The organism is Sinisalibacter aestuarii, assembly GCF_027923545.1.
In the GTDB taxonomy this organism is placed as follows: Bacteria; Pseudomonadota; Alphaproteobacteria; order Rhodobacterales; family Rhodobacteraceae; genus Sinisalibacter; species Sinisalibacter aestuarii.
In genome coordinates this window covers 695,001-710,236 of record NZ_BROH01000001.1, presented here as the reverse complement: position 1 = coordinate 710,236, position 15,236 = coordinate 695,001, and the positions used below count along the sequence as shown (strand labels likewise).

8 protein-coding genes, 1 tRNA gene, 2 rRNA genes and 1 pseudogene (1 of these 12 only partly in view) are annotated in these 15,236 nt (G+C 62.3%); 4 read left to right on the top strand and 8 right to left on the bottom strand.

Annotated features, from left to right (window positions below; translation table 11 throughout):
• The first annotated feature begins 74 nt into the window (after positions 1–74).
• Together QMG28_RS03585 and QMG28_RS03580 are read left to right on the top strand one after the other, a co-directional pair.
• Positions 75–1,568, top strand: coding sequence for a 4-hydroxyphenylacetate 3-hydroxylase family protein (locus QMG28_RS03585; RefSeq protein WP_281840787.1), 1,494 nt, complete (start codon positions 75–77; stop codon positions 1,566–1,568).
• 74 nt (positions 1,569–1,642) lie between these two features.
• Positions 1,643–2,140 carry a flavin reductase family protein gene (locus QMG28_RS03580; RefSeq protein ID WP_281840786.1) on the top strand — a complete coding sequence of 166 codons (498 nt, stop codon included), beginning with the start codon at positions 1,643–1,645 and terminating at the stop codon, positions 2,138–2,140.
• Positions 2,141–2,260: 120 nt separating this feature from the next.
• Here QMG28_RS03580 and QMG28_RS03575 read toward each other — a convergent pair whose 3' ends face one another.
• The 4 genes from QMG28_RS03575 to QMG28_RS03560 all read right to left on the bottom strand — a co-directional run bounded on the left by QMG28_RS03575 (position 2,261) and on the right by QMG28_RS03560 (position 6,494).
• A complete protein-coding gene (locus QMG28_RS03575; protein ID WP_281840785.1) occupies positions 2,261–3,757 on the bottom strand; it encodes a tripartite tricarboxylate transporter permease in 1,497 nt (498 codons plus the stop codon).
• A gap of 25 nt (positions 3,758–3,782) precedes the next feature.
• A complete protein-coding gene (locus QMG28_RS03570) occupies positions 3,783–4,289 on the bottom strand; it encodes a tripartite tricarboxylate transporter TctB family protein (protein ID WP_281840784.1) in 507 nt (168 codons plus the stop codon).
• 33 nt (positions 4,290–4,322) lie between these two features.
• Positions 4,323–5,396: an alcohol dehydrogenase catalytic domain-containing protein gene (locus tag QMG28_RS03565; protein ID WP_281840783.1), complete on the bottom strand. Its 1,074-nt coding sequence runs from the start codon at positions 5,394–5,396 to the stop codon at positions 4,323–4,325.
• 132 nt (positions 5,397–5,528) lie between these two features.
• Positions 5,529–6,494 carry a Bug family tripartite tricarboxylate transporter substrate binding protein gene (locus tag QMG28_RS03560; RefSeq protein ID WP_281840782.1) on the bottom strand — a complete coding sequence of 322 codons (966 nt, stop codon included), beginning with the start codon at positions 6,492–6,494 and terminating at the stop codon, positions 5,529–5,531.
• Positions 6,495–7,025: 531 nt separating this feature from the next.
• On the opposite strand from QMG28_RS03560, the gene QMG28_RS03555 reads away from it, so the two are divergent.
• Together QMG28_RS03555 and QMG28_RS03550 are read left to right on the top strand one after the other, a co-directional pair.
• Positions 7,026–9,329, top strand: a complete 2,304-nt coding sequence (locus tag QMG28_RS03555; protein WP_281840781.1) for an arylsulfatase — start codon at positions 7,026–7,028, stop codon at positions 9,327–9,329.
• Between the two features lie 107 nt (positions 9,330–9,436).
• Positions 9,437–10,354 (top strand): annotated as a pseudogene (locus tag QMG28_RS03550) (formylglycine-generating enzyme family protein); the annotation flags it as partial.
• Between the two features lie 26 nt (positions 10,355–10,380).
• On the opposite strand, the gene QMG28_RS03545 reads toward QMG28_RS03550, so the two are convergent.
• From QMG28_RS03545 to QMG28_RS03530, 4 genes are all read right to left on the bottom strand, one after another.
• Positions 10,381–12,036, bottom strand: coding sequence for an IclR family transcriptional regulator (locus tag QMG28_RS03545; RefSeq protein ID WP_281840779.1), 1,656 nt, complete (start codon positions 12,034–12,036; stop codon positions 10,381–10,383).
• 583 nt (positions 12,037–12,619) lie between these two features.
• Positions 12,620–12,696: transfer RNA gene (locus tag QMG28_RS03540), tRNA-Met, on the bottom strand.
• An 82-nt stretch (positions 12,697–12,778) separates the two neighbouring features.
• Positions 12,779–12,893, bottom strand: a 5S ribosomal RNA gene (rrf, locus tag QMG28_RS03535).
• A 77-nt stretch (positions 12,894–12,970) separates the two neighbouring features.
• Positions 12,971–15,236 (bottom strand): 23S ribosomal RNA (locus QMG28_RS03530) (it continues 567 nt past the right edge of the window).

Below are 15,236 nucleotides of genomic sequence, written 5' to 3'. Positions count from 1 at the left end.
ATTCCCGGCGCACAGCGCCCCGGCACCGACACCGGGCCCGCTCGGAAACCGAAACCCACATATACAGGTGCATCATGACAGTCAGGACCGGCAAGCAGTTCATCGAGGGCCTTCGCGACCGGCCGCGCGATGTTTTCATCCAGGGCGAGAAGGTAACCGACGTCGCGACCCATCCCGCCTTCCGCGCCTCGGTTGAGCAGATCGCGCATCTCTACGATATGCAGAGCGATCCGGCGCACCGCGATACGCTGACCTACGTCGCCGAAGATACCGGCCAGCGCGCCGGCATGGCGTTCAAGCCGGCGGCCAGCATGTCCGATCTTCAGGCGCGCCGCGCCGCCTATCGTCTCTGGGCCGAGGAAAACTTCGGCCTGATGGGCCGCTCACCCGACTTCATGAACGTGTCTCTGCTGGCCTTGTGGGAAATGCGCGACCTTCTGGACCGCCACGGCCAGAAGTTCAGTCAGAACATGGATCAGTATTACCGCCGCGTCCGCGATGAGGATCTGTTCCTGTCGCACGCGCTGGTGTCGCCGCAGAACGACCGCTCCAAGGCATCGCATGAACTGGGCGACCTGCACATGCGTGTGGTGCGCGAAAGCGATGCGGGCATCTACATCTCGGGCGCCCGGATGATCGCAACGCTGGGTCCGGTGGCCGACGAGATGCTGATCTATACCCTCCCCGGCCTGCGTCCGGGTGACGAGGACCACGCGCTGGCCTTCTCGATCAATTGCGATGCACCCGGTCTGCGCCAGATCTGCCGCGAACCCTATACGCTGGCCGGCACCCGGACATCCTTCGATCATCCGCTCTCGACCCGGTTCGAGGAAAACGACTCGCTTCTGATCTTCGACAACGTGTTCGTGCCCTGGGAGCGGGTCTACATCTATCGCGACGTGGAACTGGCCAACGCGCTCTATACGGAATCCGCGCTGCGCAATCACACCGCACACCAGACCAACACCCGCGCGCTGGTCAAACTGGAATTCTCGGCTGGTATCGCCCTGGCACTGGCGCGCTCCATCAAGGCCGACCAGTTCCTGCATGTGCAGGAGATGCTGGGCGAGGCCCTGAGCATGGTTGAGATGGTGAAAAGCGGCCTCATTCATTCGGAAGTCGCGTGCGAGGCCACGCCCATCGGAACGCTGCGCCCCTCGCTGGCGCCCCTCCAAACGCTGCGGACCTTCCTGCCGCGCGCCTATCCCCGGATGGTCGAGTTCATCCAGAAGATCGCGGCGGGCAGCTTCATGATGATGCCGAGTGCCGCCGATTTCCATGTTCCGGAGATCGAACAGGATACCAAGCGCTACTACCTCGGCGCTGGCATGGAAGCGGTGGATCGGGTACGGCTGGTCAAGCTCGCCTGGGATCTGGTGGGCGAAGGCTTTGGTCAGCGCGCGCTGCAATACGAGCGCTACTACGCAGGCGACCCGGTGCGGACAATGGCCTCCAACACCTTCACCCTCCCGTCGGCCGACCCGGATCGCCTGGTGCGCAAGGCGCTGGACCTTGCCGGGGCGCCGGAAAGATCCACGGCGCAAGCAAGCGCGATCCCGGTGGCCTGATCGGCGAACCATGCCTTTGCAGCCGGCCCCTCCGCCGGCAAAAGCTCTCACACCGGAGACTGGAGCAGATGGACATGTCATTTTCCCGCGTGATGACCGACGGCCCCGTAACGCCCGAAACCTATCGGAATGTCATGGGATCGCTGCCCGCAGGCGTCTGCGTGATCACCATCAGAAGCGCCGATAACCGCCTTCATGGCGTGACCGCGACCTCCTTCACCTCGCTGTCGCTCGACCCGCCGCTGGTGCAATGGAGCCTGCGCCGCGAGGCCTGGTCACACGATCAGATGACAACGGTGGAACGCTTTGGCGTCAGTATCCTGTCGGCCGAACAGGAAGAGCTCGCCCGCCGCTTTGCCACACCGATGATTGATCGGTTCGAGGCGCTGGATATCCACGGCGAACCGGATGGCCCGCCCTTCCTGCCCGGCGCGCAGGCCTGGATCGACTGCTCAACCGAAACCCTGCTGCCAGGTGGCGACCACACCATCGTGGTGGGCCGTGTACATGAGGCGCAGGTTTTCGACGTCCGCCCGCTGCTGTTCTGGCGTGGCGCCTTTCATTCGGTTTAGCGTCCGGGCAATCTTCCAACGGCAAACACGAGAGCCACCATGCGGGGGATTGCATCATCGCTACCCTCTCGGCTGGATCGCCGTGGGCATGTTGCAACGCGCCCGCCGCGCCGTTTCTGTTCACCGGTTCTGGGTTTGAGCGTTTCTGCGCAAGCGGCGCGCCGACCACAGCGGCATAACCAGGCTAAGCGCGGTGACGGCAAACAGGATCGAGGCGATCGGCGATTTGAAGAACGCCCAGAAATCGCCCTGCGTCAGAATCATGCCTTGCCGCAGGCTGCTTTCGACCATCGGGCCCAGAACAAAGCCAATCACGATGGGGGCCAGCGGAATCCCGTTCCGGCGCAAGACATAGCCCACGATCCCGGACAGGAAGGCCACCAGCAGATCGAGATAGTTGTAGCTGATGCTGAACGTGCCGATCATCACCAGGACCACCACGCCGCCGAAAAGGATCGGCTCCGGGGCCTTGATCAGCCTGGCGACAAGCGGCGACAATAGCGCCGTGAACGGGATCAGCGCAAGGCTCGACACGATCAGCGCCAGGAAAACGAAAAAGCCGAGATCGGCTTCGTTCACGAAGAAGTTCGGCCCCGGAATGACCCCCTGAATGGTCATCGCGCCCAGCATGATGGCGGTGATCGGGTCGCCGGGCACACCCAGCGACAGGGTTGGGATCATCGCCCCGGCCGTCACCGCGTTGTTGGCGGCTTCCGAGGCGATGACGCCGTCCGGCTCGCCCTTGCCGAAATTCTCGCGGTTCGGAGAGCTGCGCTTGGCCTGGGCATAGGCCACCATCGACGAGGCGGCGGCGCCAATTCCGGGCAGGATGCCGATCCCGGCGCCGATGATCGACGCTTTCAGGAACACGAACTTGCGCTGGTACATGTCCCTCAGGCCCGGCAGGTGGAACCCTGCCTTGCCGGTGATCGAGGTCGCGTGTTCGATCCGTTCCGACATGCGCTCGAACACTTCGGACAAGGCGAAGAGGCCGACAAGGATGGGCACCAGGCCGACCCCGCCATAAAGCTGATAGCTGCCGAAACTGAAGCGCGGCGCGCCGGTGATCGAATCCTGACCCACCGTCGCGACGAAGAGGCCGAGCAAACCCGCCAGAAGCCCCTTGATGACGTTTTCGCGCGATACGGCGGCAAGGCAGGTCAGGGCAAAGACCCCCAGCGCGAAATACTCGATCGGTCCGAACATCAGGCCGAAACTCGCCAATGTCGGCGCGGCCACAAGGAAGATCAGCGTTGCGATGACACCACCGGCGGCCGAGGCGACCGTAGCCCAGCCAATGGCCTCGCTTGCCTTTCCGGCGCGGGCCATCGGATAGCCGTCCAGCAGCGTGGCCGCGGATTGCGGCGTGCCGGGCGTGTTGATCAGAATGGCGGAAATCGCACCGCCGAACACGGACCCGCAATAGATGCCCAGCAGAAGGCCCAGGCTTGCCGCCGGGCTCAGCACGAATGTCAGCGGCAGCGCCATGGTGATCCCCATGATCGACCCGAGGCCGGGCAAGGCGCCAATGATGATCCCGCCAATCGTCCCGGCGACCAGCAGGCCGAAGACGAGCGGATCGGTCAGCATGGCGAGGGCGGAGAGGAAAATGTCCATGTCGTTTTCCTTGATGTTCCTGGCGTCAGGGAAGCAACGGCAGGCCGATGCCCGGCGGGGTCATGCCCAGGCCGTAATGGAAGGCGTACCAGGTGACCGCGACGACCAGCGGCGACGCGATGGCCAGCGGAACGATCCTGCGATATCCGAGGCCGTAGGCGAAGATCGGAAAGAAAATCAGCGTGCTGATGGCAAAGCCGGTCCAGGTGAACAGGGCGGCATAGCCACCGACAATGATCACGACCGCCAGGAGCGCCGGCCAGCGCGGGCCGATGACGATCTCGTCCGTTGCCGCGAAGACCGCGCGCGCGATCATCGCCAGCGCCAGCACCGCCATCAGGATAAGCAACAGGCGCGGATACCAATAGGGATCGTCCGCCACCGAGGTTTCCGGCGGAACGGCACCTATTGTCTCCCAAAAGAAGAACCCGGCGATGCCGAGCGCTCCAAGCCCGTAAAGGATATCCAGCACACTGCGTTTCACGGGGTGTTTGCTCCCAGTCTGATCTTGCCCGGAGCGGCGCGGAAACACCGCAAGTGGGCCTCCTGGCCGGTTGGTACGATGCTAGGCGAAGTCGGTGATGATAACGTATCCGTCCGTCTTGAACTGATCCATGTCTTCGAGAACCGAACCGACCTCGCTCAGCGACACCTCGCGGCTGACCAGCCGTTTCGGGTTCAGCCGGCCCGCCGCCACCAGGCCGAGCAATTCGGCATACTGGCTTTGCGGGTTGCCCAGGCTGCCCAGGATCTCCAGCTCGTTGAGAACGATCTTGTCCATCGGGACAAGAATATTGCCTTGCTCTTCCTGCGAGGTCAGTCCGACCTGCGCCAGACGTCCACCCCGCCGAAGCGCATGGATCGCGGAATTCGCGGTCCGGGTCGAGCCGAGCGCGTCAAGCGCGATGTCGACACCCGCGCCGCGATCGGTGATCGCCTTGACCGCCAGGCCGGTATCGGCGGGCGACATGCCCCTGACATTCAGCGTCTGCGTGGCACCGATTTCGCGCGCGCGCGCCAGCTTCGCATCGTCGATGTCAATCGCAATCACCCGTCCGCCCAGCGCCCGGGCGATCTCGATCGCCGCAAGGCCGACGGCGCCACAGCCGAAAACGGCGATGGACTCGCCGCCCCGCAGGGCCCCGCGCGACCGGACGGCGCGCCACGCGGTCATGTAGCGGCACCCCAGCGCGGCGGCGGTCAACTCGTCGACCCCGTCCGGCAGCGGAATACAATTGAGCGATGCATTCGGGGCGCGCACGTATTGCGCCCAGCCGCCGGATCCGGGGATCAGGTGCGGCGAAACGCGGTCGTCGCACAGATTCTGTTCGCCCCGGCTGCAATGGGTGCAGCATCCGCAGGCCAGGTTGAAGGGAACGGTCACCCGGTCGCCGGGCTTCAGGCCGCGCACATTGTCACCGACAGCTTCGACAATACCGCCGATCTCATGGCCCAGAACGGTGCCCGGCTCCAGCTTGAACCCCAGCCAGCCCCAGTCGCCGTTCCACACATGCCAATCGCTGCGGCAAATACCCGAGGCCGTCACGCGCACCAGCGCGTCGTCGGGGCCGATATCGGGGATTTGCATCTCCTCGACGACCACCTTGCCGCGGACACCTTCCAGGCGGGCGGCCAGCATCGTTCGGGTTGACCAGCTCTTCGGGGCTTCAAACACGGGCAAATCCTTCTTCGGTCGCAAAACAGAAAGGGGCGGTTCAGTAAACGTCACCAGCCCGGCCCTCGTGGCCGGACTGATGCGCAGTGATTTTGGTCAGCCGCCGATCAGACCCATGGTGGTCAAGAGGTCACGATAGACCCCCTCGCGCTCGCGAAGATAGTCCTCGAACCCCTGACCGTCCGCATAGTCGACGACCGCGGTCAGGTTGTGAACGACCTCGATGAACTCGGGCGATTCAGAGAGCGTGCCGCAGGCGTCGATCAGCGTCTGCCGCACCTCCGGATCCATGCCCTTCGGGCCGGAAATCCCGAAAGCCACGCCGGCGGTCGTCTCATAGCCCTGCTCGGGCGCGGTGGGAACATCCGGAACATTCGACAGGCGCTGGTTGCCGTAAACGCCCAGAACGCGGGTGTCGTCACCCGACAGAACGTTGGTTGCCGGGCTGCCCGCGACGTAGAGGTCGACATGCCCCCCGCGCAGGGCCGCCGTGCCGGGACCGTCGCCGTTGAACGGAACGCTGCGGACCTGAATCCCGGCCTCCAGCATGAAGCTTTCCATGGCCAGATGCGGCACCGTGCCCACCCCCGGATGGCCGTAGACCAGTTCATGGTCCTTGGCATAGTCAGCCAGTTCCTGAAGGTTCGTATAGGGCGCGTCGGACCGGCCGAACAGCGCGACCGGCATGAAGGTCAGCTTGCAGATGTGATCGAAGGATTCGAACGTGTAGGGCAGCGGGTTGCGCAGGGGCTGCACGGTAGCCAGCCCCTCCGGCAGATAGCCCAGCGTGTAGCCGTCAGCCGCCTCTTCCATCATGCCGACCAACCCGACAGTGCCCGAGCCGCCAGCGACGTTGCGGACGACCATGTTGCCGCCAAGGATCTCGGACAGACCATGAGCCGCTGCGCGTGCCTGGGCATCGCCGCTGCCACCGCTGGGGAAAAAGAAGATCAGCGACATGGGCCGCTCCGGAAACCCTTCGGCTGTGGCCATCGCCGGTGCCGCAAGGACCAGGGACCCCAGTACGGTCGCCTTCAGCAGTGACTTGATCGAGTGAATCATCTTTCTCCTCCCAAGAGCTTGATTCCAGTGTTTATATTCCAGTGTTTATTGGCAACGAAACCGCCAGGCAGACCATGTATCGCCCCATTCGGCGAGACCCTGATGGCACCACGTGTTTCCGTCCTCCTCGTTCCGGGCCGAGCGGCCCCCCGACTGGCAGCGCACGCCGATTCACGGCACCGCCCGAGCAATCGAAAAACGATTCGGATCGCCGCTCGACATGGCTCATCCATAGTCAGATGATTCGCTACTGTCAAAACAATTTACCAATATCGAATTTAGAATTCATCTCAGCCCACCCCGCAGCGGCCAGTTGCGCCGCCGGCGACAGCGCCGCAATCTTCACCATAATTGAAATTATTTGACATTGGTGAATATCGACCCTAGCTTTCCGACCCTATGAACACGCAGCGGCGGCACTGCATCGAACCCGATGACAGGCCGCCCCGGACATCCGCGCGGCGCCCGCGCGCTGTGCGCTGCTCTCAGGATGGAACAGGGCCGCCCGGCCGCCCGGGCAAAGGAGACGACATGAGCGAGAACCGGAACGAAAGAATCAGCGTCGATTACCGCGACAGCACCCCGAGCTGGCCCGCCGAACCGACGCCCCCCGACGGTGCGCCCAATGTCGTGATGGTGGTGCTGGACGATGTCGGTTACGGGCAGATCGGATGCTACGGATCGGATATCCGCACGCCCAATATCGACCGGCTCGCCGAGGCGGGGACGCGCCTCACGCATTTCAACACGACCGGAATTTGCTCGGCAACGCGCTCGTGCCTGCTGACCGGCCGCAACCACCACTCCAACCACATGGGCGCCGTCGCCGAGCTGGCAACGGGGTTCCCGGGCTACGACTTCCGGATGCCCATGGAAAACGGCACGCTTGCCGAAGTGCTGCGCGACCGCGGCTACGCAACCTTCGCGGTCGGCAAATGGCACCTCACCCCATCGGAAGAGCATCACCATGGCGGACCCAAAAAGCGCTGGCCGCTGGGCCGCGGCTTCGAGCGGTTCTATGGCTTCCATGGGTCTGACACGAGCCAGTACCACCCGGATCTCGTCTACGACAATCACCAGGTCCAGCCGCCGAAGACCCCGGAGGAAGGCTATCACCTGAGCGAAGACCTTGCCGACCGGGCCATCGAATTCACCCGCGACCTGCATAACGCGGCACCGGGCAAGCCCTTCTTCCTGTATTTTGCGCTGGGCGCGATGCACACGCCGCTGCATGTCGGGCAGGAATATATCGACCGGTATCGCGGACAGTTCGACCTTGGCTGGGACGCCTGGCGCGAGGTGGTGCATAAGCGTCAGCTTGAGATGGGAATTCTGCCCGAGGGCACGGAACTGACCCCGCGCCCTGACTGGATCCCGGCATGGGACTCGCTGGACGACACTCAGAAGCGGGTCTACGCCCGTCTCATGGAGGTCTATGCCGGATTTCTGGAGCATACCGATGCCCAGATCGGCCGGCTGATCGACGATCTTGCCGCGCGGGACCAGCTGAACAACACGATCTTCGTCGTGGTTTCAGACAACGGCGCCAGCTCCGAAGGCGGGCAGAACGGCATGTTCAACAACGTCCGGTATCTGAACGGCATCCGCGAGCCGGCCGAGACGATCGACGCCGAGCTCGACAAGCTCGGCTCGGTCGAGACCAACCCGCATTACCCTTACGGCTGGGCCTGGGCCGGGAACACCCCGTTCCGGCGCTGGAAGCAGGAAGTCCATGCCGGAGGTGTTGCCGATCCCTGCATCGTATTCTGGCCCGACGGCCTCGGCGCGCGCGGCGAGATTCGCACGCAATACGCCCATGCCATCGACGTCATGCCAACCTTGATGGGCCTGATCGGCGTCGACTCGCCCGCAATCATCAACGGGATCGAGCAAAGCCCGGTTCAGGGCTTCAGCTTTGACCATTGCCTCAAGGACGCCTCCGCGCCCTCCGGTCATACCCGGCAATATTACGAGATTCGCGGCTGTCGCGCGCTCTATGAGGACGGCTGGAAACTGGTCACCTACCATCCGCGGATCGGCCTGGCATGGGACGGGTCCGACCCGACGCGGCCCTATTCCGAAGACACCTGGGAGCTGTACAATCTGCGCGAGGATTTCTCCGAACGGCACGATCTGGCCGCGCAATACCCCGAACGGGTCGAAAAGATGGTCGAGACATGGTTCGAGGAGGCCTGGAAGCACGATGTCTTCCCGCTCGACAACCGCGGCGTCGCACGGCTGGCCACCCGCAAATCCGAGCAATACGGGCCCGGGCGCGATCATGTGCTCTATCCGTCCGAGGGTACGATCCGCGAGTTCGGCGCGATCGACTTCAAGAACCGCTCGCATTCGATCGAAGCCGCACTGGAAATTCCGGCGGAAGGCGCGGTCGAGGGCCTGATACTGTCGCTGGGCAACGGCTATGGTGGCTATGCGCTGTTCGTGACCGATGGCAAGCCCACTTACGTGCACAACTATGCCTCGCTGTCGGAATATACCGTCCAGTCCACCCGCCCGCTTGAACCCGGCCCCGCCACCCTGCGCTTCGAGTTCGAGAAGACCGGCGAAAATGCCGGGCAGGGACGTCTGCTGATCAATGGCGAACTGGTCGGCGAGGGTGAAATCGCCCGGACGATCCCGCATTATTTCGGCGGCGCGGAGATGAGCATCGGAAAGAACGCGGGCTATGGCGTGTCGGAGCTCTATCGCGGACGCGGCACGTTCCGGTTCTCGGGCAAGATCCACAAGATCACCCTGAGTGCCGATCCCGTGTGCGACGAGACCGAAAGCGGTCAGCGGGCGGCGATGGAGCAGGTGGCCCTGGCTATTCAGTAGGCGCACCAATGAACGATGCCTGTCCCTCCCGGGGCAGGCCGTCAAGGCTCGGGGGCGCCTTTCATGCCGCCCGGAGCGAATTCTGACCAGGACAGGAAAGGTGGCCCGACATGCGCAAAATCGAAGGCGGAACCTTCTCGATGGGCTCCGACGCCCACTACCCCGAAGAGGGGCCCGTGCGCGAGGTCGAGGTTGTATCCTTCCTGATCGACGAAGCCCCCGTCACGAACCGCGAGTTCGCGGAATTCGTGCGCGCCACCGGCCACGTCACCTTCTGCGAGATCCCGCCCGACCCGGCGGATTATCCGGGCCTCTTGCCCGAGATGGCCAAAGCGGGATCGCTGGTGTTCCATAAAATGCCGTTTCCGCGGCGGCTTCGCGAGGGCGAATGGTGGGAGATGGTCCTTGGCGCCGCCTGGAACCGGCCGCTCGGACCCGGAAGCGGGATCGACGACCTGTTGGATCACCCCGTCGTACACATCACCTATGCCGACGCCCGCGCCTATGCCGAATGGGTTGGCAAGCGCCTGCCGACCGAGGCTGAATGGGAATTCGCCGCGCGGGGCGGTCTCGACGGCAAGGAATTCGCATGGGGCGACACCCTGGCCCCCGGCGGGCAGATGCTTGCCAATTACTGGCAGGGCGAGTTCCCCTATGAAAACACCCTGCAGGACGGCTGGGAGCGTACCTCCCCGGTACGCAGCTTTCCCGCCAATGGCTATGGCCTGTTTGATATGATCGGCAATGTCTGGGAATGGACCGAGGACTGGTTTGCAACGTCACGCCCCGGGGCACCGCGCAGCGCCTGCTGCGGCGGCGACCGTCGCGGCAAGGCGACCGAAGCCGACAGCATAGACCCGGCAGAGGCTGACTTTGCCATCGGTCGCAAGGTGCTCAAGGGCGGCTCCCACCTGTGCGCGGAAAACTACTGCCGCCGATACCGCCCCGCCGCGCGCTGGCCACAGCCAATCGACACCTCAACCTCGCATGTGGGGTTTCGCTGCGCCAAATCCCTCGACGCCTGAACGCCCGACGCCGGAACCCCGCAGCCTCAGCCCGGTATCGGTGCGTGCGGCGCGATGTAACCCAGTTCATGCGACAGAGCGCGCGTCTCTTCCACCATGATCCCTGCGGCCGGACTGTCGTCCTCGACGCTGAGATGCTGGGTATCACCAATGATCGTCACCACCGCGAAGACCTGCCCCAGAAGATCGAATATCGGGGCCGCGATCGCATTGTTGCGGGGCCGCAGCGACCGGGGCACCGTGGCAAAGCCCAGTCTGCGGATCTTGTCACGTTCTTCAGGGCCAAAGGGCTGAGGAACCCCGACACAGCGCTCGGTGAACAGTTTCGGCAGCCCCGCCTGCTGGAATGTCCGCGTCATGTCATGCGGCATGAACGCAGCAAAGGCGCGCCCGGTGGCAGTGCCGGTCACCGAGTAGACCGACCCGACCTTGGTATTCATATGAACCGCGCGCGCGGTTTCGGTCACTGAAATCACCGTCGGCCCGAAGGCCCCCCAGATCGACAGCAGGACGGTATGCCCGATCCGCTCCGAAAGCTTCGGCAGCCAATCGCGCACCACGGCCATCGGATCGAAATTTCGCAGATAAGCCAACCCCAGCTCCATCGCGAACGGACCCAGCCGGTAATGCGTGTCCTGGGTGACCAGCCCGAGCGCCTTCAGGCTGACCAGATAGGCATGCGCCAGAGCGGGCGTGATGCCAACGGAAGCCGCCAGTTCCTTCAGCGTCGCCGGCCTCCCAAGATAGACGAACGCCTGCAGAAGCCGCGCCGCGGTTTCGATCGACTGCACGCCCTTGCCCGTCACATCCGGGGCGGCATCCATCGGTTCAAAGCCGGTATCGAACCACTGGCCCGGCCCCAGCGGGACATCCGGCACATGCCTGTCAGACGCCGCGGTGTCGTCCGCGGTGATCGCGCGCTTGATCGAATCGAGACGGGCCTCGTCCAGATCGTCTTCGTGACCGAGAAAGGTGGCGACCGCGGCAAGCTGGCCGTCTTCGTCGAAAATCGGCGTTGCGATCTCCACGATGCCGGGAACCAGGGCGCCATTGACGACCAGCACGCGGCTCTCGCGGGCGTCGGCCAGCGCGGTCCGGAGGTTCCCCTCAAGCCCAGGCACGGTCTCCGACGCGGCAGCGCCTTGCGCATGAAGTTCGGCCTCGCCTCGCCCTTTGGCCGCGTCCGACGAGTCGAACGCCATGAACATGCGGCCCGTCGCGGTTTCCACCGTGGAAAACTGCGTGCCCAGGCGAATGTTCACATCAATGCGCCGTTCCTGCGCATGGACGACATTGATCGCCGTCGGCCCCTTGGGCGTGAAGATCGTCAACATCGCCATCAGGTCGAGCCGCGACGAGAAGTCGAACAACCAGGTCCCCGCATTGGCATAGCAGGGCACCGTATTCAGTCGCGTAAGCCCCAGCCGCAACGCATAGGAGCCGAGCTCATAGCGCGACGTTTCCGAGTGCTGGCTTGCCAGACCGACCCGCCGGAAACTTGTCAGGTATCCGTGCACCTGGGCCGGCGTCAGCCCGGTCGCGGCGGACAATTCCTTCAGGGCCACAGGAACGCCGGCATCCACCATCGCCTTGATGATCTGACCGCCGACCAGAACCGAGCGGATGCTTTTCGGCTCAGCCGATGGGGAAGAAGCTTTCATGGGCATTTTGGATGGCGTCACGTGCGGCAGTTCGCTCAGTGCCTTGACCTCCGGCGATATATATGTCGGACCTGTCCCGTTCGCGGTCCGGCCCCCGTGCCCATTTAGGCGACCTTTCACGCGAAGGCCAAGGGGCTATTCCTTCCCGAACCCGGTTGGCGTCGGCGCAGATTGTAACAGCCATTGATGTTTTCATGGATCGCCCGTTCCGCGCCGCGGTGCATTTGCCGGGATCGTTGCCGCAGAAGTTCGGCCCTGATCGTCGTGCAGAAGGTGTTCGCGCCCGTATGTTCGAGACTGAGCGATGCACCTGGAGCCGAACGGGTCCGAGAACGACAAAGCCGAGCGCCTCGTAACTTCAGAACACCGCCTGGATGGCGCGATCGACTCCGCGAAGATCCGGCAACAGGCAGGCGACGTGTTCGATCTGTGAGTTCAGCAAAAAATGGGCGCGCCCGAAAGCACCTGTGATCGCCGGCGGCAATTTGCGAAGCAATATCAGGGACGTCGCCCCCGCTTGCTTCCACCGTGCTTCCACGGGCGCTCAAACGCAAAAAGCCCCCCGTGCGGGAGGCCATTAAGCGCTTGATATAACGCTGGAATTTGGTTGCGGGGGCAGGATTTGAACCTGCGACCTTCAGGTTATGAGCCTGACGAGCTACCGGGCTGCTCCACCCCGCGCCAATGATTGCCCCCAGGCGTGTCGAAATCGGCAGATCTGGGGATGCATCGCAGAGAGATACACGAAACGGTTTCTTACTAGGTTTGGCGGTGACCTACTCTCCCACGTCTTAAGACGCAGTACCATCGGCGCAACGGTGCTTAACGGCCGAGTTCGGGATGGGATCGGGTGTTTCACTCGTGCTATGACCACCAAACCAAGAAAGAAACCGTTCCAAGTCAACACTTTGGTGTTGGTATGCTTCTGACCAGTACAGCCTGGCTGTTACTGGATCAAATCAAGCCTATCGGGCAATTAGTACCGGTCAACTGAACATGTTACCATGCTTACATCTCCGGCCTATCGACGTGGTGGTCTTCCACGGCCCTCAGGGATACCTGGTTTTGAGGGGGGCTTCCCGCTTAGATGCCTTCAGCGGTTATCCTGTCCGATCATAGCTACCCTGCACTGCTGCTGGCGCAACAACAGGTCCACCAGTGGATCGTTCACCCCGGTCCTCTCGTACTAGGGGCAACTCCTCTCAAGTATCCTACACCCACGGCAGATAGGGACCGAACTGTCTCACGACGTTCTAAACCCAGCTCACGTACCTCTTTAAATGGCGAACAGCCATACCCTTGGGACCTGCTCCAGCCCCAGGATGAGATGAGCCGACATCGAGGTGCCAAACGATGCCGTCGATATGGACTCTTGGGCATCATCAGCCTGTTATCCCCGGCGTACCTTTTATCCGTTGAGCGATGGCCCTTCCACGCGGGACCACCGGATCACTATGGCCGTCTTTCGACTCTGCTCGACTTGTCAGTCTCGCAGTCAGGCTGGCTTCTGCCATTGCACTCAACGAGCGATTTCCGACCGCTCTGAGCCAACCTTCGCGCGCCTCCGTTACTGTTTGGGAGGCGACCGCCCCAGTCAAACTACCCACCACGCAGGGTCCCGGATCCGGATAACGGACCGCGGTTAGACATCAAGCAGAACAAGGGTGGTATCTCAAGGGAGGCTCCACAGAGACTGGCGTCCCTGCTTCAAAGCCCACCACCTATCCTGCACATGTTGTGCCTGATGCCAGTGCGAAGCTGTAGTAAAGGTGCACGGGGTCTTTCCGTCTAACCGCGGGAAGCCTGCATCTTGACAGGCAATTCAATTTCGCTGAGTCGATGTTGGAGACAGCGGGGAAGTCGTTACGCCATTCGTGCAGGTCGGAACTTACCCGACAAGGAATTTCGCTACCTTAGGACCGTTATAGTTACGGCCGCCGTTTACCGGGGCTTCAATTCGGAGCTTGCACTCCTCCTTTTAACCTTCCGGCACCGGGCAGGCGTCAGACCCTATACGTCGTCTTGCGACTTCGCAGAGCCCTGTGTTTTTAGTAAACAGTCGCCACCCCCTGGTTTGTGCCCCCAGCCACTAGTTGCCTAGAAACTGGGCCTCCTTCTCGCGAACTTACGGAGGTATTTTGCCGAGTTCCTTCAACATCGTTCTCTCAAGCGCCTTGGTATTCTCTACCAGTCCACCTGTGTCGGTTTAGGGTACGATCTAACGGAGGGCTATTTCCAGGAACCGCTCAGCAGCCCAACCAATCCGATAAGGTTGAACTACACCTGCGATCCGTCACATCCTCCTGGCCCAGGAATATTAACCTGGTTCCCATCGACTACGCCTTTCGGCCTCGCCTTAGGGGTCGGCTTACCCTGCTCAGATTAGCTTTAAGCAGGAACCCTTGGACTTTCGGCGACAGGGTCTCTCACCCTGTTTGTCGCTACTCATGTCATCATTCTCGCTAGTGATCTCTCCACCGGATCGCTCACGCGCCGGCTTCACAGAAAACTCCTATCCTCCATTGCACCCGAAGGTGCAGAAGAGGAACGGAGTTATGTCACACTACGCTCCGCTACCACCGGTACCGAAGTACCGATCCTAAGCTTCGGCTCATGGCTTGAGCCCCGATACATCTTCGCCGCAGGACAACTTAAATTAGACCAGTGAGCTGTTACGCTATCTTTAAAGGATGGCTGCTTCTAAGCCAACCTCCTGGTTGTTTTGGTCGTCCCACCTGCTTTCCCACTTAGCCATGAATTAGGGGCCTTAGCTGTAGGTCAGGGTTGTTTCCCTCTTCACGACGGACGTTAGCACCCGCCGTGTGTCTGCCGTATATTACTCCCCGGTATTCGGAGTTTGGTTAGGATCAGTAAGCCTGTGGGGCCCCATTACCCATCCAGTGCTCTACCCCCGGGGGTATTCGTACGACGCTCTACCTAAATAGATTTCGCGGAGAACCAGCTATCTCCGAGTTTGATTGGCCTTTCACCCCTAGGCACAACTCATCCCGACCTTTTTCAACAGGTGTGGGTTCGGCCCTCCAATAAGTGTTACCTTATCTTCAGCCTGGTCATGCCTAGATCACTCGGTTTCGGGTCTGATCCCACGAACTCATTCGCCCTATTAAGACTCGCTTTCGCTGCGCCTACACCTATCGGCTTAAGCTTGCTCGTGAGACCAAGTCGATGACCCATTATACAAAAGGTACGCGGTCAGCTCT